The organism is Aliterella atlantica CENA595 (assembly GCF_000952155.1).
GTDB lineage: Bacteria > Cyanobacteriota > Cyanobacteriia > Cyanobacteriales > Chroococcidiopsidaceae > Aliterella > Aliterella atlantica.
The window spans coordinates 40,832-64,645 of record NZ_JYON01000018.1 but is presented as its reverse complement, the minus strand read 5'-3'; the positions used below and the strand labels follow the sequence as shown (position 1 = coordinate 64,645).

Below are 23,814 nucleotides of genomic sequence, written 5' to 3'. Positions count from 1 at the left end.
TTTTAAATTGCCGTTATGTTTGGCAAACTGGGCTTAAGCTTTAGTATCGAAGATTGAGGGCGGGAAAGGTACAACTTAGGGTAAATTTTTTAATTTGCTTGCAAGCAGTGTAAGGCTGAAATGTGTGGATGAAAACTAGCAAGATTAATACCTGCTTTGTGAGTTACCAACACGCCTATAGCCTCTAAATATGAGTTTACTTGGATGGCTTTAATTCCTAATGGTTCTGGGGGAACTTGCATTCTAGTTTGATTTTCTCCTACGGCGATAATTTGTGTACTATGGCTCAAACTCAAAATAGCACTACTGCCACAAGCTGTTGCAGGGACAATTGCCGCATCAACTTCATTTGCCCAAATATCTCCATTACGCGCTTCAAGGGCAAAATGGGGGGCGCGGCTTAAACCAACAAGCACGCTAGGTAAGAATGTATATCCTATTTCTTCGGCTGCCGAGCGGGGAGATATATTAGGGTCTATTGGTAGCGGTAGCAGTGCCGGAGAGTGGGCGCAAGGGACTTTAAAGGTTCTAACTATTAAATGACTAATTACAGCTTCTGCACCCGCTAAAGGGTCTACTCCTTGCCCGTAACGGTACTGTTGTAAGGCAATGCTATCTATATCGTCGGGAAATCTGGCAATAACAGCGATCGCTTCTGCTTCTGCTTTATCTATTAATACCTCTGCTGCCCGTAATAAACTGTCTGGGTTTTCAATAGTTCCCCAACTCGCCCCCGATGCCGAACTACGTAATTCTACTGACAAGGGCGCATCGGTAATTACGTAGTCAGTTAGAGTTAAGCCTAATGTTGCCCTAGCGGCATCTGCTGCTTGCAGTTGCCTGATTCTTAAATCTGGTTCGATACCAGCGTCAATAATTAAGCCGATGCGATTTTGCCGTACCGGACGCAAGCCCCAGCATGAAGAAGCAAATTTGTCAAGTCCATAGCCCTCCACGTAGTAAGAATTAGGTATAGACCAGTATAATTGAGCGCCATTGAGGACATTGGGGTGGGTGATGAGGCGATCGCAAACAGAAGCGATCGCGCGGGCAACAGGCAAGGCATCCCCAGCATAGCCGCCAATCGCTGCGCCGACTCCAGTTGGTATAATTAAGACAGCAGTGTAGGGGTGATGGTTCACGCTAAGGCGGTTGATTCTACAGTAACAACAGCTTCCACAGTAGCTTTTTGTTGTTCTACATCTACAGATGTAACTGCCCAGCGCAAAGGTTCGCCATGCTGTTGCAATTTCTCCTCAATTGCTTTGTGCAATTGAGCGGGTGTTGATTCTAATTCGATTTCGGCGGTGATAAAGTGAGTAGTCATTATTTTAGTTATTGTTGGAACTGACCAAATTGTAAATGGTAAACTTCGTCTTCTTTATTAGTTTCAATCTTTAAGTCCGAACGCGGATAAGAAACGCAAAGTAAAGCGTATCCTTGTTTTTGCAGTTCGGGACTAATACCCATACCATCGCCTTGTTCGACATTACCTTCTAAAATTTGGGCGGCGCAAGTAGTACAAACGCCAGCATTACAAGAACTGGGTAAATCTAAACCCGCAGCATCAGCAGCTTTGAGAACGATTTGGTCTTCAGGAACTTGGAGAGTGTGAGTTTTGCCTTCGTGGTGAATTTGAACAGTGTAAGTTTGCGGCATAGAGTAGACAGTGACCAGTAACCAGTGACCAGTGACCAGTTAAACAGTGACAAGTAAATATTCCATAAAGGACTTAATTGTCTGACAGTACCGAACAGATCGCTAAACTATTTTAGTAAACAGTGCTACTTTCGATCCCCATCCAAAACATAGTAATTGGTCACTATTAAAAAGTAATTGTACCGCGATCGCTATCTCGATCTAGAAACAACCTAATCTTGAAGCAACCTAAAAGGCGTATCATTACAAACCGTAATAATGCTCGCAGCAACGCTAATCTGGCAGTAGAACACAAAATCTTTAAAAGAGAGTCAAACAAGAATGCTTGAAGAATATCGCCAACACGCCGCCGAAAGGGCAGCATTAGGAATTCCCCCACTGCCATTAGATGCCCAGCAGACATCTAAACTATGCGAACTATTAAAAGCCCCACTATTAGAGGAAGAAGAGACATTATTACATTTATTGCGCGATCGCGTTTCGCCTGGTGTAGATCCAGCAGCTTATGTCAAAGCTGGATTTCTCACAGGCATTGCTAAAGGTGAAATTACTAACCCGTTAATTTCCCCTACCTACGCTGTAGAGTTGTTGGGGACAATGATTGGCGGTTATAACGTCCGCAGTTTAGTAGAATTTCTATCATCTGCTAACGATGAAATAGCCCAAGCTGCGGTTGATGCGCTTAGTCATACGGTATTGGTATATGATGCCTTTCACGATGTCGTTGAATTAGCAGAAAATAATTCTTATGCCAAACAAGTAGTAGATGCTTGGGCAGAAGCTAAGTGGTTTACTAATCGCCCCCCATTACCGCAAGCAATTACTGTAACTGTATTTAAAGTACCAGGAGAGACGAATACAGACGATCTTTCTCCAGCACCTCACGCTACCACCCGCCCAGATATTCCGATGCACGCCTTGGTAATGCTGGAATCGAAAATGCCAGGGGCGTTAGAAACTATAGAGCAATTGAAGCAAAAAGGGCATCCAGTAGCGTATGTAGGCGATGTAGTTGGTACGGGTTCGTCGCGCAAATCGGCAATAAATTCAGTATTGTGGCATATCGGGCAAGATATCCCCTACGTGCCGAATAAGCGATCGGGTGGGTATATATTGGGAAGTGCGATCGCTCCTATTTTCTTCAATACGGCAGAAGATTCAGGCGCTTTACCTATCCAGTGCGACGTTAGCAAAATGGAAACTGGGATGATTATTACTATTCATCCCTACAAAGGCGAAGTAACTAACGAAGCAGGCGAAGTAATTTCCACTTTCAACCTCCAACCAGATACAATTGCTGATGAAGTGCGTGCAGGCGGACGCATTCCGCTATTAATTGGGCGTAGCCTAACAGACAAAATTAGGACAGCATTAGGCATCGAACCAAGCCCTATATTCATTCGCCCTCGCCCACCTATAGATACAGGCAAAGGCTACACGCTAGCCCAGAAAATGGTAGGTAAAGCTTGCGGCTTAACAGGAGTGCGCCCTGGTACATCGTGCGAACCAATTATGACGACTGTAGGTTCTCAAGATACCACAGGACCTATGACCCGCGACGAACTCAAAGAACTTGCTTGTTTGGGTTTTAGTGCAGACTTAGTTATGCAAAGTTTTTGTCATACCGCAGCTTATCCCAAGCCTGTAGATATCAAGACGCACCACGAATTACCTGACTTTATTGCCCAACGTGGCGGCGTGGCTTTGCGCCCTGGTGATGGGATTATTCACTCTTGGCTAAATCGGATGTTATTACCCGATACCGTAGGTACTGGCGGCGACTCGCATACTCGTTTCCCCTTGGGGATTTCTTTCCCTGCAGGTTCGGGTTTAGTAGCCTTTGCTGGGGCGTTGGGGTTGATGCCTTTAGATATGCCAGAATCGGTTTTAGTCCGGTTTAAAGGTAAGTTGCAGCCTGGAGTAACGCTGCGGGATATTGTCAATGCAATTCCCTATGTAGCAATCCAAAAAGGCTTATTAACCGTCGCTAAAGAGAACAAGAAAAATATCTTCTCTGGGCGGATTATGGAGATAGAAGGATTGCCCGATTTGAAGGTAGAACAAGCCTTTGAACTAACTGATGCTACAGCCGAGCGATCGTGTTCTGGATGTACGATTAAGTTGGGTGTAGAGACAGTATCGGAGTATCTGCGTTCTAATATTGCGTTAATGAAAAACATGGTAGCGCGGGGCTATCAAGATGCCCGTACTATTATGCGGCGCGTCGCCAAGATGGAACAATGGTTAGCAAATCCGGTACTAATGGAAGCTGATGCTGACGCTGAGTATGCAGAGATTATTGAGATTGACTTGAACGAAATTACTGAACCTATTGTTGCTGCACCCAACGATCCAGATAATGTCAAACTACTATCAGAAGTAGCAGGCGATGCGGTGCAAGAAGTATTTATTGGTTCTTGCATGACAAATATCGGTCATTACCGCGCTACAGCTAAAGTATTAGAAGGCGAACCACCCGTCAAAACTCGGCTGTGGATTTGTCCCCCAACGCGGATGGACGAACATCAGTTAAAGGAAGAAGGAGTTTACAGCACTTTTGGCGCGGCGGGTGCGAGGACAGAAATGCCTGGATGCAGCTTGTGTATGGGCAATCAGGCGCGGGTAGAAGATGGTACGACAGTATTTTCCACCTCAACGCGCAACTTCAATAATCGCATGGGCAAAGGAGCGCAAGTTTATCTAGGTTCGGCGGAATTAGCGGCTGTTTGTGCAATGTTAGGGCGGATTCCCACAGTACAGGAGTATATGGAGATTGTGGCGAACAAGATTAATCCTTTTGCTGGCAATTTGTACCGCTATCTCAACTTCGATCAAATTGCTAATTTTGAAGACGAAGGGCGAGTAATTCCGCTAGAAGAAATGCCTCGGATTGAGGACATTTTGGGGATTCCCGCAGGTACGTTGAGCTAGTTGATAATAGGTAGTAGAGTATTTTAGTAAATTGCTCTACTACTTTCTACAAAAATAAGTAATATTCATGGACTTTTATACAGTAGTAATCAGGAAAAGTGCAGGCTATTGAATTAGCTTATGTCTAGAAAACGGAATTGTATGACAAGGGAAGACTCAACAAGAATCAGTTAACAAATTAAAAGAAGTAATTGAATCTTTTCAATTAGTTCAGGCAAATGAAAGTAACATTTATACTGCTCCTATTTCTATAGAAGAACTGCATGAGTTTTTAAGGATAGAAGAGCGGCAAAACAATTCAGAAGTATATGAACTGAGAAAGGTTTATGCCTAAAAATATACCTTCTCTTAAACCCAGGGAGTTGATTAAGCTATTGGAAAAAGCAGGCTGTAGATTTTATAGAGAAGGAAAAGGAGACCACTCCTTATATACTCGTGAAATTAATGCAGTGCGAAAAGTTGTTCCTATAGACATAGGTGCAGGAGAAATGTCTCTTGCATACGTATTAAGGGTTTTTAGACAATTTGGTTTTACAGATGAAGAAAATACAAGCCTTTTAGAATAATCATAGAAGATAATTTAAGCAAACTTCAAAGATTTATTGCCTAAGTAAATTTATACAAAATATTTAAATCAACTAAAATAGGGTAGTTCTGTCATTATTACAACTTTATGATAAACAAAACTTTCAGTTCATCAAAACAGAGAAACTGGCAAAATGAAGCAATGGCAGGTGGGAAATACTTGCTAGACTCAAACAATCACATTCATGGTTATTACAAAGCTGCTGATATCTTAGTTAATTCGGCTTTAGATAGCCATATAAACAGAGATAGAGATATGCTGTTTTTCCCAATAGTTTTTAATTATAGACATTATATAGAGTTAAGTTTGAAGAATTTAATAGAAAAGTCAGAAGATTGTTACGATGCACTTGAACAAACAGGTTCAAACTACGGAAGTCTTAAGAGCAGATTTAAAAATAATCTTAACCACCATTTGAAACCACTATTAAATCACTTAACTGAAAGATTACTCTTAATAGGTGAAGTTGGCTTTGAAGAAAGTATATGCGAAACCATACTAGATATTCATAAGTTAGATCCTGAAAGTATAACATTTCGCTATCCTATAAAGAAGAAAGGTGATTTAACATTACCAGAACAAGAATCATACGATCTAAAAAATATACAGGAGCGAATGAAAATAGTAAAAAACTCTTTTGAGGGTGCTACTATAGAATTGCAAGTCAAAACTGATCTAGCACTTGAATGGTTATCTATACAGCAAGAACAAATATCAGAATTTGAAACTGAATTGCCAAAATATGACTTTGAAAACAACTGTTATTGAATTTACTGATTTTTTAGAATAAGTAAGTGATTCTGACAATACTTTAGGATAAAAACGGCAGTGCGATCGCTCTTTTACCTCAAAACAAGCGATCGTCTTTATCAGATAATATCAATAAACAAAAATTATAAGGTAAGCAACATGGATTGGCAAAACCGAATTACTATTAATTCAGAAGTATTGGCGGGAAAGCCAGTAATTAAAAATACTCGTTTGTCTGTAGAACTTATTATCGATCTTTTAGCTCAAGGATGGTTAGAAGCAGATATTTTAAAAAATTATCCAGGAATAACACAAGAAGATATAAAAGCTTGTCTTAGCTACGCGAGTAATGCTTTAAAGACAGAAAAAGTATATCCGCTAAATGTTTAAATAATAATGCGAATTTTAGCAGATGAGAATTTTCCCCTTGTTGCTGTAGAGGCTTTGCAGCAACAAGGTCATGATGTAATTTGGATAAGAACTGATGCACCTGGTAGTAGCGATCGCGTAATATTAGCACGCGCACAAGTCGAAAATCGTATTATTGTCACTTTTGATAAAGATTTTGGCGAACTAGCTTTCCGTTTTGGTTTACCTGCTCTTAGTGGCATTATTTTATTTCGCATTACTCCATCGTCGCCGGAACGTATAGCCGAGGTAGTAGTTGCAGTCTTAGCTTCCCGCGATGATTTTGCAGGAAACTTTACAGTAGTTGAAAAAGATCGCATTCGGATAAAACCACTAAATAATTGAATAAAGCGATCGCATTTCCATTAGCTAATCTGCGTAATAATGATGATATTCTGAGGCAGAATTGTCTAGATTAGCCAAATAATGACGCTCCCTAATTTTGCTCGTCGCGCCTTAGCTGCAACCTTTGGTATTTTGCTATTGTCGGAATCGTTAGTAGTGGCTAACCCTAAGAATGCCAAACCGCTACTCTTATCACCTATTGCCCAAAGTAACAATAGCACTGCATATAAGCAGGGACAACAACTTATAGCAGAAGGCAAGCAACTGTGGCAGCAAGGAACCCCACTATCAAAGCAACAAGCGATTGCCAAATATGAAGCAGCATTAAAAATCTGGCAGCAAATTAAAGAGCGATCGCAAGAAATAAAAACGCTCAATGGCATAGCCATATTTTATTACTTGCAGGGCAACGAACAAAAGGCAGCAGAATATTTTACAAAAGTAGACGCTATCAATCCTGGTGTTTCTAAAAAAGGGCAGCAATTACTGGGGGAAGGAAAGCAGCTAACCCAGCAAGGAACCCTTGAAGCGAGGCGGCAAGCACTTGTCAAATACCAAGAATCATTAAAAATTTGGCAGGAAACTGGTCAAAGCGTTTTTGAAGCTCTTACTCTTTCAAGTATCGGTAATGTCTATTCAGCAGGTTTAAAAGATTATCCAAAGGCGCTAACTTATTACAACCAGGCAAGCACGATTTGGCGGGAATTAAGAGAAGTTCGTCAGCAAGCATCAACCCTAAGCGCGATCGCTATTACGTACAATAACTTAGGCGAAACCCAAAAAGAAATTGCAACTCTTAACCAAGCATTAGCACTGCTACAAACTGAGAAAACCAAAAAATTGCCCCAAGCTAAATATTTAGAAATTAGCAAATTGGAAGCTGGCATACTTCAAAACATTGCTCCTAGCTACTTTACGTTAGGCGAGACACAAAAAGCATTTGACGCTCTTAATCGAGCACTATCAATCCAAAAAGCCAACAACGATCTATCTGCTCAAGCTAGTACGCTTCAGGTTATTGGCACATTTTACGGGCAATCGGGCAATCCTCAAAAAGCACTAGAATACTTAGATCGAGCAGTAGCAATCTACAAAAAGACAGGCGATCTATCAAGTCAGAGCCTAGTACTTAATCTCATCGGTATATTCTACTTTCAAGCAGGCGAAACTCAAAAAGCACTAGAGACTCAAAACCAAGTGCTGTCAGTCTTACAAGCAGAGCAGAGTAAGCCTGGAATCGCTGCAAGCGATAACCTGCTCGCCCAAGCTTCAACCTTAAATGCGATCGCGGGATTAAATACTAAACTAGGTAACTTCTCCCAGGCGCTCAATTTCTACGATCGCGCGCGGGTGCTTTTGCAACAAGTTAGAAATCCTCAAAATACCGCAACTGGTTTGTTAGATAATGCCCAGCAGACTTTAAAATCTAAACAAGCTTTGTACAAAGAGTCTATAATCCTCGCAGGCATTGGCGATACTTATCAACTATTAGGCGAGAATCAAAAGGCACTTAATTCTTTTAACCAAGCCCTAGAGTTTTCCCGTCAGGCAAAACAGCCCAGCCAAGAAGCATATACGCTTAACAAGATCGCCGAAATTTATAATTTGACAGGTGAGCCACAGCAGGCGCTAGACGCTCTCAACCGAGCAATAGCGATCGCCCGCGCAGCAAAACAGCCAGATACAGAAGCCCAAACTCTCGCCTATATCGCCAATATTTATAGTTCCTTGGGCGATTATCAGTTGAGCATTGAGACATACAACCAAACATTAGCGCTATTTCAGAAGATTGGCGATCGCGCAAGTGTTGCCCAAACTCTCAGCGATCTTGGCGATGTCTATCAATTAACAGGCAATTACACCCAGGCTTTGAACTCTTTTAACCAGGCACAGTTGTTGTGGAAACAACAAAAAAACTCTTGGCAAGAAGCCTTTGCACTCTCTAAAATCGTTGGAGTCTATACTTCACTGCGCGATTATCCTCAAGCAATTGCTACGGGCGATCGAGCGCTGTCTTTGTCACGTCAACTAAGTAAATTAAGAACAGCCAAAGCTCTAAATTCGCTCGGTAATATTTACTTAGCAGCAGGCGATCGCCAAAAAGCCCTAAATTTCTCTAACCAGGCTCTATCTTTAGCTCAAGAAGTAGGCAATCCGGCTGAATCTGCCAACGCTCTGCGGAATATTGGCAAAAGCTACGATCTAAGGCAATCGCAAAAAGCAGTTGCCGCATATAACCAAGAACTAGCATTGTGGCAGAAATTGGGCGATCGCCTAAATCAAGCCGAAACTCTCTACAACATCGCTCAAACGCAAAGGAATAGCGGTAATCTTATCGCCGCACAAGCGCCAATTCAAAATGCGATCGCTCTAGTTGAAGGTATCCGTACTAAAGTCACCAGTGCCGATTTGCGGACTTCCTTTTTTGCCACAGATTCAGTGCAAAATTACTACGAATTTTACATCGATCTGCTGATGCAGTTGCATCAAAAGCAACCGAGTAAAGGATATGACGCTATGGCTCTGCAAATTAGCGAACGCGATCGCGCCCGCGCTCTAGTCGAACTTTTGAGCGAAGCTAACGCAGACATCCGCCAAGGAGTTGAGCCAAAGCTATTAGAGCAAGAATCAAGCATACAACAAAAACTTAATGCTCTAGAAAAACGTCGTTTAGAGCTAGTTAACGATCGATATAGCGAACAGCAGCTAGTTAATTTAGAAAAAGAAAACTCAGCCCTATTAGCCCAATATCAGACAATTCAAGCACAAATTCGCGCCAATAGTCCTCGCTACGCTGCCCTAACCCAACCACAACCGCTAACAAGCGCCAAAATTCAGCAATTACTCGACGATCGCACCTTATTATTAGAATACTCTTTAGGCAAAGAGCGCAGCTATTTATGGGTTGTCAGCAAAACAGGCATTAAGAGCTATCAACTGCCCAAACAAGAAGAGATTGAAGCTACTACCAAGCGATTTTATAATACGATAACTGACCCCAAATTCAGAAACAATCCGCAGCGAGTCGCCAATGTTGGCACTGCCTTAAGCAAAATCTTATTAGCCCCCGCAGCAGCGCAATTAGGACAAAAGCGTTTAGTTATCGTCGCTGATGGAGCATTACAATACTTGCCATTTGCTGCATTGCCAATTCCTACTGAAGCCTCAAATCCATCGCCGTTAATAGCCAAGCATGAAATTATTAGCTTACCTTCTGCCTCTACACTAGCTGTTCTCCGGCAAGAACTTAAAGGACGCAAAAAAGCAATTAAAAATGTAGCGATTCTCGCCGATCCTGTTTTTAGCCCTAATGACGATCGCATACAGCGCAGTACAAAGCAGCAGAATAATAGTGCAAATATCGAACAAAGAGCTTTAGTTAGAGCCGCTACCAGATCGGGTGTGAATTTTGCGCGGTTACTTGGAACTCGCACTGAAGCCGAAGAGATTTTGCAACTTGTACGGGCGGGCGATCGCTTGCAAAAATTTGATTTTGACGCTAACCGTGAGGCGGTTACAAGTCCCCAACTTAGTCAATACCGAATTGTGCATTTTGCAACTCATGGCATCCTCAACAGCGTCAATCCAGAGCTATCTGGAATTGTACTATCCTTAGTAGATCGACAAGGAGCAGCCCAAAACGGTTTCTTACGCCTGCATGAAATCTTCAACTTAAATTTGCCAGCCGAGTTAGTTGTAATTAGCGCTTGTCAAACAGGATTAGGAGAAGAAGTAAAAGGAGAAGGAATAGTAGGATTAACCAGAGGTTTTATGTATGCAGGTAGCCCGCGAGTTGTCGTAAGTTTGTGGAATGTAGACGATCGCGCGACTGCCGAACTGATGGCAAGATTTTATAAAGGTATCTTAAAAAAAGGTTTGCAGCCTGCTGCTGCATTGAGAGCAGCACAACTAGAAATGTTACAAACTCAGTGGAAATCGCCCTATTATTGGTCAGCTTTTGGATTGCAAGGCGAGTGGAAATAAAGCTGTTGGGCAATCTATGAGATCGCATTCCAGCTTGCAACAGCGCGATCGCTATATCTTGTAAGATAGCTGAGGCTAAAATACAAAAGTAACTTGTGGAACCAACTGAATCTCAGTATTTAATTGTTAATGCTTTACAGACTTTAGGACTGCTTGATTACGATTTTTACGACCAAGATAGAGGAGAATGGTACATCGCAACTCCTAGTAGTGTTTTACCAATATCTATGGTTCTGCAAAATGGCGATATCGTGCCTACGAATTGGACAATACAAACATGAAAAAGCAAACTGAACGAGAAATAGAACAATACAGAAGACTACAAGAAATTTTTGCTACAGGAAGACAAAGATATTTAAGGGCAGGTGGCGATCCTTATCTTTCAGGAGGTAGCCTAAATAATCAAGATCATCTAACTGACGCAGAGAAGCAAGAGTTGATAGAAATTGGAAGACAACTGTTCGATCGCAACTCTGCACAGGTCAAAAGTTAAGCTTATCGATGACTGTGACTTATTGGTACGAAGGACATTGCCCTCAAAGTGGCAAATTATTAGGATTGCCCCGCACCCCTTTGGTAGAGGCTATTGCTAGCGAATTAATGCAACACCTAGCTAGTAATGAAATGTATGCCCGTGAAGGGAAAATGTATGGCGTACTGTTGGGCGAAACTCAGTCTGGGCAACAAGTAATTAAAGCCTTCTCTGGGCTATTAAATGGTAAAAGTACAGTGGAAGGTTGGGTTCCACCAATTCCAGGTAGAGATACAGTTGCTCTAGAAGAAGCTTGTACGCTCGCAAGTTTAGAAGCTTTGAAGCAAGAACTAATCGCTTTGCAGGAAATTCCAGAACAAAGGCAGTATGAATTACTGCTGCAAGAGTATGAAAAGCGATCGCACGCTCTTACTTTACTCCACTCCCAGCGCCAGCAAGCAAGACAACACCAAAGACAAATTCTCAATCTTGCAGACGCAGCGTTAGAACAACTAAACGAACAAAGCCGCCAAGATGGAATCGAACGCAAGCTGTTTAAACGCGAAAGAGATGCTGTATTGCAGCCGCTAAAAGCAAAAATAGAGGCAGCACTTAATAAAAGACGCAAATTAAAGCAAAAGCGCAAAACCTTATCTAAGCAACTGCAAGCGCAGATGCACGCTAACTACTGGTTAACTAATTTTGCTGGAGAGTCCGCACCTTTGCAAGAATTGATGCCTACAGGTATGCCTACTGGTACTGGCGAATGTTGTGCGCCCAAATTACTCCACTATGCAGCAACTATGGGGCTAAAACCGCTAGCTATGGCAGAGTTTTGGTGGGGTTCTTCATCAGCCGATAAAGTCCAAGGGCAATTTTACGGCGCTTGCGTAGAACGCTGTCAGCCGCTAATGGGCTTTTTGTTATCGGGTTTGTCACAGCAGCCTATAGTTGCAGTTAAAGATTCGCCATTAACTATTTTGTATGAGGACGAATGGCTAATTGCTGTAAATAAGCCTTCAGGATTGCTATCTGTACCAGGTCGTTATCGCCACCTTCAAGATAGCGTTTTAGGGCGTTTGCGGCATATACCAGATATCGCTACCGTCCATCGTTTAGATTGTGAAACATCGGGTATTCTTATCCTGGCACGCGATCGCCAAACTCACCGCCACCTCAGCAAACAGTTTCAACAAAGGCAAGTACACAAAGTGTACGAAGCGGTACTTGCAGGAATTGTAGATACAAATAGTGGTGCAATTGATTTACCTTTATGGGGAGATCCCACAAATCGCCCTTATCAACAAGTTAATTGGCAGCAAGGTAAACCTAGCCTGACTCGGTATCAAAGACTTAGTACAATTGACGGCTATACTCGAATGGAATTCCTCCCATTAACAGGGCGCAGCCATCAAATTCGCGTCCATGCAGCCGATAAACAAGGATTAGGCATACATATACTAGGCGATCGCCTCTACGGCTGTCAGCAGGCTGCAAACCGCTTGCATTTGCACGCTAGAGAGCTTACCTTTGCACATCCCCACTCAGGAAAAACAGTTTTTCTTCAAGTAGAAACACCCTTTTAACCAACACTACAAATGCGATCGCGCACTTTACAGTAGCATAGACTTCTATCTGCGTTCATCTGCGTGCATCTGCGTTCCAACTATCTACTTGGCGCAATCGAAAAACCTCGCCGACTAGACTGACTTTCAGCTACCTCTACCTGAAAATTAACGCGATCGCGCATTTCCCCACTTTTTACCTCCACAGTCCAATTACCAGGACGCAAAGCCCAAAAAACAGCACCACTAGCACTATTTGCTAACCGTTCCCCATTTATCCACCACTCTACAGGTTTATCTGGCAAAGTAGCTAACTTCAACTCCAAACGCTGCTGCGAATTTGTATATACCAAAAAGCGATCGCCATTACGTGGAGAAACAATTTTCAAACCATCTGTAGTTACGCTTTGCTGTTGCATCGCCAGCCATTCGTTATACTCGCTAGGCAAATCTAGCCGCGATTCGCCATTAACAACTCGGTAGAAAGTATCTAAATTGCGATCGTAATCTGGTAAATCTTCAGGATAAAAATATTCTTGCACTACAGTAGGACAAGCAGGCGTAGGCTTTAACCCAGAAATAGCACATATTGGACGCTGCACCAAACTTGCAGGCGGCGCAAAATCAGCAGGTTCTTTATGTTCGTGCAAATGCAGCATAATTCGATTCCATAAAGGCGCAGCCCCCATTACCCCCGAAACCTGTTTCATTGGTTCGCCATCGAAATTACCTACCCATGTAGCAACTGTGTAATCTGTTGTAAAACCTACTGTCCAAGTATCGCGGTAATCAGACGATGTACCAGTTTTTACCGCTGCTGGAAATGGCAAACTCAACACAGAATCAACCCCAAAGGCTCTAGCGCGGGCATGGCGATCGCTTAATATGTCTGTAATTAATGCCCAAGTCGGAGATTTGGGGAGATGGGGGGATGGGGAGATAGGGAGATGGGGAGATGTAACTGTTAGGGGCAAAGCTTGCCCGTTTCTTGCCATAGTTACATAAGCACGAGCTAATTCCCATAGGCTGACTTCGCCACTACCTAGCGTTAAACCTAAGCCGTAGTATTCTGGCGGATGCTTTAATTGGTCAAAACCCAGCTGATGCAAGCGATTGAGGAAAGTTGGTACGCCCACTTTTTCCAATACTTTTACTGCTGGAACATTGAGAGAATTAGCTAATGCCAATCGGACTCTTACAGGTCCTTGAAAACTCTCGCTGTAATCTCTTGGACTGTATAATTTAGCGCCAGGAATGGCATAATGAGTCGGCACATCTGCCAAAACTGTATTGGTGTGAATTACGCGGTTTTCTAGGGCTAATTGGTATGAAAATGGCTTTAGCGTCGAACCTGGTTGACGCAGTGCTTGTACTCCGTCATTGCGCCCAGTGTCAGTTAACGAAAAATAATCGGGAGAACCTACGTATGCCAAAACTTCGCCCGAATGGTTGCCAATGACAATAGCAGCAGCATGATGGGCATTATAGACGGCGAGATTTTGGACGATTTGGCGAACTTGCGCTTCGACAAACTGCTGCAAGGGTCTATCTATAGTAGTTTTGACTTGAGACGAACTATTTTTAGGCAGTTGACTTGCCAGCCAAAATAAAAAATGTGGGGCGGCGATAATTCCTTGCTGGCGCGGCTGGAGGGTAATTTTTTCGGCTAAGGCGCGATCGCTCATTTCGCGGCTAATATAACCGTCTTTAACCATCCGCCCTAAAACGTACGCTTGCCGATGTTTCAGTTTTTCCCACCCAGTATAAGGATTTAAATCAGTAGGATCGTTCGGTAGCGCTGCCAAAATGCTTGCTTGAGCTAAATTTAAGTCGCTAGCTGGAACGCCAAAATAAATTCTTGCCGCCGCCTCAACTCCGTATATATTGCTACCCATTGTTAGACGATTTACATAAGCATATAAAATTTCATGTTTGTTCATCCCTGCAAATAAACGCCAAGAAAGCCAAATTTCTTGCAGTTTATTACCCAAGTTGCGCGGCTTAGGATCTAGCATCCGCGCTAGTTGCATTGTAATAGTTGATGCCCCTGAGACAACTTTTTTTACTCGTGCAGCTTGCACCAAACTCCGAGCAATCGCGCGTAATTCTAATGCTCCGTGCTGATAGAATCTCTTATCCTCAGCGGCTATAATGGCATGAATAAAGTGCGAAGACACCCGATTTAGAGGGACAACAGCAGTATGTTCGAGATCGCGAGTCAGCAACGTTCCCAAAGGTAAACCCTGGCGATCGCTAAACTCGATTGCTTGACGCTCTTGAGTTAGATTATTCGCATAAATGGGAAACATATAAGGAAGAAGTCGCACTAATAGCCCAATCAGCACCAAAACCAATGTTATTTGCCCAATCTTAAAAACCCAACTGTGTTTGCGCCTAGCCCACTTATTCATTGCGACTTTTTAACCGTAAGTTGCTATTAATAAAGACAAGGTAACAGCTAAAACTGTTGCCCTCGGCGAAAATCAATCGGGATGTAAAGTAGCATATTTAACAGCTTGGAGTTGCAAGCAGCCTAAATTAAATACAGAGGCAAGACGTATTTTGACTAAAAACTGCAAGTGGCAAACAAAACAACCCTTATATCCTGGCGATTTCTAAATCAATATTGTTTAATGGCTGACCGATGCGAAACCTATGCAAAATGACATAGCAACAACAAACCAATGTCCCAACCAAGAGTGCAACGCTAGCAATAATGAAGCCGATAAGTATTGCCAGCGCTGCGGTACGCCCCTGAGCAAACGCTATTTGTGGGCTGTAGGTGAAGGAGTTTCCGCCTACAAAGTTGGCGATATTGTCCAATCGCGCTATTTACTTACAAGCGATCGCATTTTTGTCGATACCAAACCAGGAACAGCGTTAGAAAGTCACTTTGCAGATATAAGTTACGAAGTCAAACCGTATTTAAGGCTTGTTCCCTATCGGCTCCACGTACCTCAAGCTTATGGATTTTTGCCATCAACTCACGCAGCGGGTGCGCTATTTAATTCTGGAGGAGACAGCCAAAATCCGCGCAGTCAACAGGACAATGCTTCCGAAATTTTACTATTAGAAAACGCTGCCATCTACCCCACTGGTAGAGCAGTAGCAGGACAATTAATCCCCGAACTTACAACCGAGTGGCAAACAGCTTCTAGCTTGCGTCAATTGCACTGGTTGTGGCAAATTGCTGGGCTATGGCAACCGTTAAGTACAGAGGGCGTAGCTTCTAGCTTGCTGGAAATGCCATTGATACGCGCAGAAAGTTCTTTGGTGAGATTGCTGCAACTAAAACTTGACATAGCTGCCATGCCGCCAACTTTAGCCCAATTAGGACAAGTGTGGCAACAACTATTACCAGCAGCAAAACCAGCAATTTCTGAGTATTTAGAAAAAATTACCGAGCAACTAATTGAAGAAGAAATTAGTCATGCAGACGAGTTAGTTGCCATATTAGATCGCGGTATAGCCCAATGCGGGCGATCGCAGCAGCATAAGATAACTATTAGTACCCGCACAGATACAGGACCTAGCCGCCAACGCAATGAAGATGCTTGTTACCCGCCTAGCGGCACGTTGGCACAAATAGACTCAATAGAGCGCTCGACTAGCCTTGCTGCCTCTTTAGCCATAGTCTGCGATGGTATTGGCGGACACGAAGGTGGCAACGTTGCTTCTAATTTAGCAATTGAAACAGTCCACCAACAAATTCAACAATTAAATCGAGAAAATACTTATTTAGACTCGGCAACGATTAGTAGTGCTATAGATAAAGCAACTCATGCCGCCAACGACCGGATCAGCGATCGCAACGATAGCGAAAATCGCCAAGGTCGTCAACGGATGGGGACAACTTTAGTTATGGCTTTAGCACATCAACATGAAGTATATATCGCTCATGTCGGCGACAGTCGCGGCTACCTAATTACGCGCACAGGTTGCCACCAAGTTACCCTTGATGATGATGTTGCTGCCCGTGAAGTACGCTTGGGCTATTGTTTCTACCGCGATGCTGTACTGCAACCATCTTCTGGTTCGTTGATTCAAGCTTTGGGCATGAGTTTATCGTTGCATCCGACAGTAGAGCGCTTTATCCTGGATGAAGACTGTATATTCTTGCTTTGCTCTGATGGTTTGAGCGATTACGATCGAGTCGAGCAGCATTGGGAAACCGAACTTTTACCCGTATTAGAAGGTAAAACCGATCTAGCTAGTGCCACATCGCGTCTAATTGAAATTGCTAACACCCACAACGGTCACGATAACGTTACAGTTGGTCTAATCCACTGTCAAGTCAAGGCAAACGAACCAAATCCAATTAGCGCCACTGCGGTGTTTGCACCAGAAATTACTACTACTAGAGAGCCTATAGTTCCGCCCGCAGAAGCCGACACCAGTATCATCATTCCGCTTACAGACATTAGCAATCTCGATTCCCCTGCTGCGCCTTCATCCTTGCCGACGCAACAAGTAGCTCCGCCTGTATCCGAAAAGCGAGCGATCGTAGCACCTATACTAATAGGATTATCGATCTTAGTTGGTTTAGGTGGATTGGCGTACTGGTTAAAAGACCCGATCGCTCGCTTATACAATCCTGAAGTAAAATCGAGTCCAACTGCTGCTGATGCTCCTACTCAACCTACAAATGAAGTTGCAATGGTGGATTTAGGCTCAATATTGCAAATCAAAACACCACCTAACTCAGTCACAAGCACCCCAACACAACCATTGCTGCGCCAAACACCAGATTTAGCTAATAATAAGATCCTCATTGGCATTGCTCCAGGTAGCATCGTCCAAGTTGACGAGCGCCAAACTAACTCGAATGGGCAAAGCTGGCTGAAAATTAAAGTATGTCAGGCTGCGCCAAAGGCAACTATTCTCCAAGGTTGGATTCTTGAAACAGAAATTACCCAATTATCGCAACAAGCACCTGTAAATACTTGTCTGGTATCAACACCAGCAACTACTAATAAATCACCAAGTTCTTCACAGCCAACTCCACAAGTATCGCCAAAAGCTTTAACTAAGGGCAGTTGAGATTGCCCGTTTGTAGTAGCGTTTCAGCGCACGATAGCACCAGCAAATAGGCTTTTAAAATAAGTTATATTACAGCTTAAAAATTAACTCACCTTTTAACCGCAGATAAAATTAACCAAAACCTCAATAAAGTTAAGCTCAACAATCGCTAAACTAATAAAAAAATGTTTATATTTCCAAGTTCAATTTTAATAGGTGCTGATGCCTGTGTCTGAGAGTCCTTGCTTGAATTTGGCGATCGCTCGTCTCTCCACGATTGGCAATGAAACCTTTGCAATCTGGGTAGTACAAACTCCTTATTTGGCTGGAGCAATCTTACACGATTGTTTTTGGTCCTCAGAACTAACCCAAGTGTGGCAAGCTTGGCAAGAAATGTTTGCCTACGATCAGCTAATTGATGGCTCTTTTGACTCTTTCTTAGAAACGCCTCCCCAGCAGCTTGCGAATTCAACTTACGAACCGAATCAAACTCATAGCAGCCGCTTAATGCAAAGTTTGGGGATTAAGCTATGGAATTGGTTATTTCAAGGACCGATTTTAAATACTCTAGAACGCAGTATCGGTATAGCCAGCGGTAAAAATAAACCTTTACGGCTGCGTCTAGATATCCGCGATCCTAAGTTAATTACTTTACCTTGGGAAATTATGCAAGCCCAGCCAGGTAAGGCAGCAATTTCATTGGCACAACACTTGCTGTTTAGTCGCACGACAAACGATGTAGAATCTTTAGCTAGCCTACCAGTTAGTCAAAGTTTAAATGTGCTGCTGGTTTTAGGACAAAAAAATATCGATCTACCAAAATCTAAGGTTGCATCTCCACCTTTGCGCCTAGAAGAAGAAGCTGAGGTTTTAACTCAAGCTTTAACAAGTTATCGGTACGATGCAGTGGGTAACGCCGCCACAACGGTTAAATGTCAGGTAGATACCTTACTGCAACCTACGCCAGAGCAACTAATATCGCAGTTAGAAAATAAAAGTTACAACGTCTTTTTTTATGCAGGACATGGTGAGAGCGCACCTGATGGCGGCAAAATATTTTTACGCTCGAATAGAAGTATCAGCGGTACAGAGTTAGCTCAAGTTTTGACCCGCTGCCAAGTTAAATTGTGTGTATTTAACTCGTGTTGGGGCGCGTGGCCCGCATTTGTGCAGAAAAATACTTTGCAAAATAGTTCTTTAGCAGAAGTATTGATTCATCATGGCGTACCAGCAGTTTTAGCAATGCGCGATCAAATTGGTGATGAGGAAGCGCTCAAATTTATCCAAGTTTTTGCTCAAGCATTGGCAACTAGACAGTCCATCGATCGCGCAGTGGCGATCGCCAGACAACAACTTTTGACAATTTATCGGTTTAATTTTCCTACCTGGACTTTACCTATTCTCTACTTGCATCCCGAATTTGACGGTGAGTTGATCCGCCCAGTACAGGAGGAAGTAACCCAGCTACCAGAAAATTCACTTTCAGAGATTAGACAAAGAACTTTGAAGGCAACGCTGCGATCGCTTTCTGTACCTAAAAAAGTTTGGTCGTTGCAGGCGGGATTTGCCTTGTTAGGGCGGGTAAACGATCACAATGATATTGCTATAGACGAGCCTTGGATTAGCAAACAACACGCTAAGATATTTTGCCGCAATGAAAAGCGCGATGGCAAAACGGTTCCAACTTATTTTATTAGCGATAATTCCCGTTTTGGCACGTTTATTTTTGAACTTGACGAATGGAGGAAAGTCCATCTTCAGGAAGTGCCTCTACATTCTGGAGTGCAGTTAAAGTTTGGTAGTTCTCAGGGAGAAACTTTTGAGTTTATCGTTGAAGGTTGAGGAGTAGACAAAGTATCAAAATATACTTTTGCTGTTCGGATTATGTAGCAAAGTATACTGACGAAGAACAAAAAAAATTTTGATGTTATTGCATCTATCAAGAGGTAGAAGTTTATTTGGATTTAATTGCTACTTAAGAGTTCTGATTTAGTTACGGAAATAGATGCACAATTGCTGTAGCTACTCTTACCATAGTTTGTCTTATCTAGATATTAGGAGTCGAAAATGACAGATAGCATGAATAACTACCAAGATAGTAGCTACACCAGGTCATTATTAGAATTAGAAATGTTAGCAGCCCTGTTAGCAGAAGATAGTATTTATCCTTGGGATGGCTCAACTGCTGAGACAGAAGCTTATTTTATTGCCGCAGAGCAAGAGTTTGGTGCGTCTTGGCAAGTAGAGGAGATGTCTGCGCGATCGCATAGTTTTTTAAATCAGTTAGATCGACTTTGGCAAGCAGCAACACCAGCAAACGCGATTACCAGCCTGCAAGCAAAGTTACGGGCGCAATTTGCCGATCGCATTCCGCAAAACTGGTTAGATGCGATCGCCCAACACGCACGTCAAGCAATAACCACGCAGGAAACTTTAGCAGGGCAATTAGTAGAATGCGTTCAACAACTACTACCCAACTGTGGCGCTGAAGATTTACAAGTATTAGCACGTCCTTATGCTTATGCGATGCGGAGTGGTAGTGACGAGATGCCGAAAATGCTTGGCAATATTACTCCAGAAAAGTGGGCAACTTTATCAGAAGTTCAGCAAGCTAAAGTGAGTTTGGCGATCGCCCGTTATGCTTTAGAGCAACTCCAAGCAGACGAAGAAGTATAAATTATTAGGTTTGATGTATATATTTATTTATCCTCATCAAGATAGCTCCTAGATATAGAACTTCTATTCAAATTCTTGAATGGAATCTTGTTTTAGCTAGGATGGTAAGACGTAATTGCAGTTTTTAGTTCCTCATGTACTAGAGTCATAAGGCTAGCAGATTCAAGAGAAGTAAAGTTTTGGTCAGACAAAAAATTAAGACAGCCGATAACTCTTTTTTGCCACTGTTGTGAGTTATTTGTTCCCCAAGCTGCAAACAAATCTGCTTCACGCAATCTTTTTAGCCGATGAAATATTTGATTGCGCTCTTCCCTAGTAGTTTTAAAAAAATATTTTAGATGCTCGTGTTCTACTGCTGCTGGCTTATTATATTTCAATAATTTGTCTATCTTTGTACCGTACAAATACAAATTTGATTTTTCTTTAAACTCTTCTTTAAAGTTTCTTAGTTCTATATATTTAGGATCGTCGCATACAGATTTATTAAGAGCAGGAGACTTGCCTTCTTCCTCTTTAATGTACTCGCGATAGTAACTAATTGCCCATTCAGTCATTAAGCCTTCTACAGCACGAACACTATGAAAAAGCGCTTCAATAGTATTTCCCTGTTTATAACGAATAAAACTGAGGTATCCAGCTTCATAAGATGCCCAAAACCACTTTTCTGAGCGTGCTATACTTTTCGCGACGTATTTTTTTTCTACTGCTCTAGCTAGAGACTGCTTAAACTGATGCAAGTCGGCAATATTCCATTGATTAGCTAATTGTAGTAGATCGCGAATTTTAATTAATCTTTGGTCATTCGGAATATTCTCCCAACTAGGAGTTAGCAGAGTGTTAATTCCAGAGTAATCAAAACGCTCTAATAAAGATAATGCTTCTTTTTGCTTGCGATCCCATAAGTAGTTAGTGCCTGCAATTGGTGCAGTATAGCAAGAAGGATTGCCTTTAGAGTTTTCTGGTGGATTTTCTATAAAGTCATAAAACTTACAATTTTCTCCAAAATAATCTAAAGCTGTTATTTGTGAAGCAATAGAAGATTGATTTACACCTCCTTTAAGACACAATAATAAGGTTGTTTGATTCTTGGTATGACTTGCAATACTTTGCCAGGTTTGTTTCCACCAAGGTAATATTTGCTCAAAATCTGCTGGGCTTCTACCTTCTTGCCCTTGGAGAACAACTTCTGTAGGAATTTTATGATTTTCTTCAATCCATTGTTTAATAACTTTGGCAGACCAACAAGTATCTCTTATTCTTTCCTTGATTTCCACTTTTTGATCTGTAGCAACAAGGTAAATTTTTTGGATTCGCTGGCATTCGTCTTGTAAAAGTTTACCTAATATTATTGGGAGAAGACGATTTTTGTATTGCTGAAAATTAATAGCGAAGTATTCCGTTAAACTTCTAAAGTCATAGCTTTCTAAGCCTACTGGAGTGCCTGGTTCTGTACTTAAATCTTCTTTTACTTGACCCATTTGGCTTTTGCCATTTTCAGCACGATCGTTGCCAATACTTAGCCAAGTGTGAGATGAATCTTGATAAGCAAGATCGCGAGTACCAATTGTCGCAATTAAGATGGCTTGTTTTGAAGACATTTTGTAGTTTGGTTTTGCAGGGAGATGCGAGCGCTATTTATCTAATAACAAAATTTGAGCATAGCTACTTGCTTCATGGCGTAGCAGTTTCAAGTATTTGTTGCGAGGGTTTTGCGGTTCTGGGTTTATACCGAAGATGGTTACAACTTGGTAGGCATCTAAATCAGCAATCCACACAGGAGATGGTTTAACTCCCCCGCGCACTTTACCGCAAAGATTACCATCGTAATCGCCATGAATTTTTAATTGTTGACTATGGAGAGTAGCTAAAGCAAAAGGCTTATTGAAACTTGCTTCACCAGCACATACTACTATGCGACAATTGGCATCAATCGCTTCTGTCCACTTGTCTTTTGCTACAGTGCCAATGCTAAGAGGCGATCGCGTATTGATAGTTTGTTTTGCTAAAACTGCTAAAGCAACATAGAAACTTTGTAGACGTTGACGAAATAGCTTTTGGAATTCTGGTACAGAATCAGGCAAATCCCAGAAACTATCTTCACTTTTAGCTATGAGAGTTGACCCGCGCCACCAAGGACCTCTCTGCTGGTGCTGTCGAGAATAACAAGGTCGTCTTGCACCCTGTCCTACACCACCTAAATGAAACATCATCCAAGTTAAATTTTTTAGTAATCCTTCAAGTGCTGTTTTCTCTTGTTCGTTACGACTGGCTGTTTGAGAGGAATTACGCACCATCAGACTACCTGTTATCAATCCGTAAGACTCGTTTTTGCCCTCTCTAGTAGGTAAAGCATTATCTTTACGCACCTGACCACTAACTTCTAAACGCAACAAACCTGTATGTTTTGGCTCAATACCACCAAAAATTTCAGCTTCTAATTCTTGGACTTGCTTTGCTGGCAAAACTCCTAAAGCAAAAGTTCTAAACCAGTAACGAAGCATAGAACGAAAAGCAGTAGGGCGAAGTTCGGCTTCGGCTTTTCCTGGTGGTTTCCATCCAGTTCCAGCACCATTTAGTTGCCAAGAGGTAAATTCTTGCCTGCCATGAATAAGTTGTCCTTGTAGTTCAAAGCCTACTTTGACGATTACCTTTTTCTTCACAGGGCGTAGTTCTAAAGCATCCATTCCTCCATAGCCGCTGTTAACTTGCGCTCCAATTCCTTGAGCTAATCCATTGATTAGCCATTGTTTAACTTGTTGAAGAATGGCATCGTCACAGCTAGATGTTCTACGGATACCAACAACAAATGTTGGTTTTTCTAGGGAGAGAAATACATTAGGATTGGTATTGTATTCTGGTAGCCCTTCGCCTTTCCAGTTCCAGATAGCATTTGCCATATCTGGTTTTAAGCCACCCTGCTTGTTGTGGTTTGGTAGTGGATAAGCGTCTAAAAAAATTACCTTACCCATTGATGAGTTAGGAGTAACATCGCCAAAAATAGCTTTGATTTGCTCCTGAGTAAATTTGCTATCTTTTGAGGCGATCGCTCTTGCTACTCCTCGTAGCGTACTACTAGGAATATAAGGCATTCCTAAGTTATCAAAAGCAGGTAGCAACATAGATTCTGGACCTTTTATACCACCCACTCTAATCCGCCACGAACATTTTGCTTCAAAAGATTCATGGGCTAAAACTCTAGTTTTTTGAGTTAGACGATTTAAGATTGCATACCAGTCATTTTGTTTAAACCTGTTTAGTAAATCGAGTAAAGTACCACTATTAACTAAATTGTTGGCAGATTTTTCCCTCATCCAGCGCAAATATTCGACAAAGCTAGCGCTTCTATCTGTTTGAGGCTCATTGCTGGGGTTAAGCCAGGGAGAAGGCTTGCTAGTTGAGTTGCTATCTTCAGACATTAA

18 protein-coding genes and 1 pseudogene are annotated in these 23,814 nt (G+C 42.2%); 13 read left to right on the top strand and 6 right to left on the bottom strand.

What is annotated here, in order from left to right; all coding sequences use genetic code 11:
- Positions 1 to 89: 89 nt before the first annotated feature.
- Genes UH38_RS16250 through UH38_RS16240 form a run of 3 tightly spaced genes read right to left on the bottom strand, consistent with a single transcriptional unit; the run spans position 90 to position 1,659 of the window.
- The gene (locus UH38_RS16250) at positions 90 to 1,142 is read right to left on the bottom strand and encodes a DUF3326 domain-containing protein (protein WP_045055722.1); all 1,053 of its coding nucleotides are present in this window, start codon (positions 1,140 to 1,142) and stop codon (positions 90 to 92) included.
- Entirely contained in the window at positions 1,139 to 1,327 is a 189-nt protein-coding gene (locus tag UH38_RS16245; protein WP_045055721.1) for a hypothetical protein, read from the bottom strand. Before UH38_RS16245 ends, UH38_RS16250 begins: the two co-directional genes overlap by 4 nt.
- A gap of 8 nt (positions 1,328 to 1,335) precedes the next feature.
- Entirely contained in the window at positions 1,336 to 1,659 is a 324-nt protein-coding gene (locus UH38_RS16240; protein WP_045055720.1) for a 2Fe-2S iron-sulfur cluster-binding protein, read from the bottom strand.
- 321 nt (positions 1,660 to 1,980) lie between these two features.
- On the opposite strand from UH38_RS16240, the gene acnB reads away from it, so the two are divergent.
- From acnB to UH38_RS16195, 10 genes and pseudogenes are all read left to right on the top strand, one after another.
- On the top strand, positions 1,981 to 4,590 hold the full coding sequence (gene acnB / locus UH38_RS16235; RefSeq protein WP_045055719.1) for a bifunctional aconitate hydratase 2/2-methylisocitrate dehydratase: 2,610 nt from the start codon (positions 1,981 to 1,983) through the stop codon (positions 4,588 to 4,590).
- 112 nt (positions 4,591 to 4,702) lie between these two features.
- Positions 4,703 to 4,924 (top strand): annotated as a pseudogene (locus UH38_RS28220) (type II toxin-antitoxin system HicB family antitoxin).
- Positions 4,917 to 5,156: a type II toxin-antitoxin system HicA family toxin gene (locus UH38_RS16230; protein ID WP_045055718.1), complete on the top strand. Its 240-nt coding sequence runs from the start codon at positions 4,917 to 4,919 to the stop codon at positions 5,154 to 5,156. Before UH38_RS28220 ends, UH38_RS16230 begins: the two are co-directional and overlap by 8 nt.
- 107 nt (positions 5,157 to 5,263) lie before the next feature.
- The gene (locus UH38_RS16225) at positions 5,264 to 5,944 is read left to right on the top strand and encodes a hypothetical protein (protein ID WP_045055717.1); all 681 of its coding nucleotides are present in this window, start codon (positions 5,264 to 5,266) and stop codon (positions 5,942 to 5,944) included.
- A gap of 141 nt (positions 5,945 to 6,085) precedes the next feature.
- Positions 6,086 to 6,316 carry a DUF433 domain-containing protein gene (locus UH38_RS16220; RefSeq protein WP_045055716.1) on the top strand — a complete coding sequence of 77 codons (231 nt, stop codon included), beginning with the start codon at positions 6,086 to 6,088 and terminating at the stop codon, positions 6,314 to 6,316.
- A 6-nt stretch (positions 6,317 to 6,322) separates the two neighbouring features.
- Positions 6,323 to 6,679 (top strand): DUF5615 family PIN-like protein, encoded by a 357-nt coding sequence (locus UH38_RS16215; RefSeq protein ID WP_045055715.1) that lies wholly within the window; start codon positions 6,323 to 6,325, stop codon positions 6,677 to 6,679.
- An 81-nt stretch (positions 6,680 to 6,760) separates the two neighbouring features.
- The gene (locus UH38_RS16210) at positions 6,761 to 10,663 is read left to right on the top strand and encodes a CHAT domain-containing tetratricopeptide repeat protein (protein WP_052672420.1); all 3,903 of its coding nucleotides are present in this window, start codon (positions 6,761 to 6,763) and stop codon (positions 10,661 to 10,663) included.
- Positions 10,664 to 10,758: 95 nt separating this feature from the next.
- A complete protein-coding gene (locus UH38_RS16205) occupies positions 10,759 to 10,944 on the top strand; it encodes a hypothetical protein (RefSeq protein WP_045055714.1) in 186 nt (61 codons plus the stop codon).
- Positions 10,941 to 11,156 (top strand): hypothetical protein, encoded by a 216-nt coding sequence (locus UH38_RS16200; protein WP_045055713.1) that lies wholly within the window; start codon positions 10,941 to 10,943, stop codon positions 11,154 to 11,156. The genes UH38_RS16205 and UH38_RS16200 overlap by 4 nt, the downstream gene beginning before the upstream one ends.
- Before the next feature lie 8 nt (positions 11,157 to 11,164).
- Positions 11,165 to 12,721 (top strand): RluA family pseudouridine synthase, encoded by a 1,557-nt coding sequence (locus UH38_RS16195; protein WP_045055712.1) that lies wholly within the window; start codon positions 11,165 to 11,167, stop codon positions 12,719 to 12,721.
- Positions 12,722 to 12,801: 80 nt separating this feature from the next.
- On the opposite strand, the gene pbpC is transcribed toward UH38_RS16195, so the two are convergent.
- On the bottom strand, positions 12,802 to 15,111 hold the full coding sequence (pbpC, locus tag UH38_RS16190) for a penicillin-binding protein 1C (RefSeq protein ID WP_045055711.1): 2,310 nt from the start codon (positions 15,109 to 15,111) through the stop codon (positions 12,802 to 12,804).
- Between the two features lie 244 nt (positions 15,112 to 15,355).
- Between pbpC and UH38_RS16185 the strand changes: the two genes are divergently transcribed.
- From UH38_RS16185 to UH38_RS16175, 3 genes are all read left to right on the top strand, one after another.
- Positions 15,356 to 17,740 carry a protein phosphatase 2C domain-containing protein gene (locus UH38_RS16185; RefSeq protein WP_052672419.1) on the top strand — a complete coding sequence of 795 codons (2,385 nt, stop codon included), beginning with the start codon at positions 15,356 to 15,358 and terminating at the stop codon, positions 17,738 to 17,740.
- Between the two features lie 201 nt (positions 17,741 to 17,941).
- On the top strand, positions 17,942 to 19,561 hold the full coding sequence (locus UH38_RS16180; protein WP_045055710.1) for a CHAT domain-containing protein: 1,620 nt from the start codon (positions 17,942 to 17,944) through the stop codon (positions 19,559 to 19,561).
- Positions 19,562 to 19,786: 225 nt separating this feature from the next.
- A complete protein-coding gene (locus UH38_RS16175) occupies positions 19,787 to 20,395 on the top strand; it encodes a hypothetical protein (RefSeq protein ID WP_045055709.1) in 609 nt (202 codons plus the stop codon).
- 92 nt (positions 20,396 to 20,487) lie between these two features.
- On the opposite strand, the gene UH38_RS24905 is transcribed toward UH38_RS16175, so the two are convergent.
- Both UH38_RS24905 and UH38_RS16165 read right to left on the bottom strand, forming a co-directional pair.
- Positions 20,488 to 21,993, bottom strand: a complete 1,506-nt coding sequence (locus UH38_RS24905) for a hypothetical protein (protein ID WP_052672418.1) — start codon at positions 21,991 to 21,993, stop codon at positions 20,488 to 20,490.
- 33 nt (positions 21,994 to 22,026) lie between these two features.
- Positions 22,027 to 23,811, bottom strand: coding sequence for an RAMP superfamily CRISPR-associated protein (locus tag UH38_RS16165; protein WP_052672417.1), 1,785 nt, complete (start codon positions 23,809 to 23,811; stop codon positions 22,027 to 22,029).
- Positions 23,812 to 23,814 lie beyond the last annotated feature (3 nt).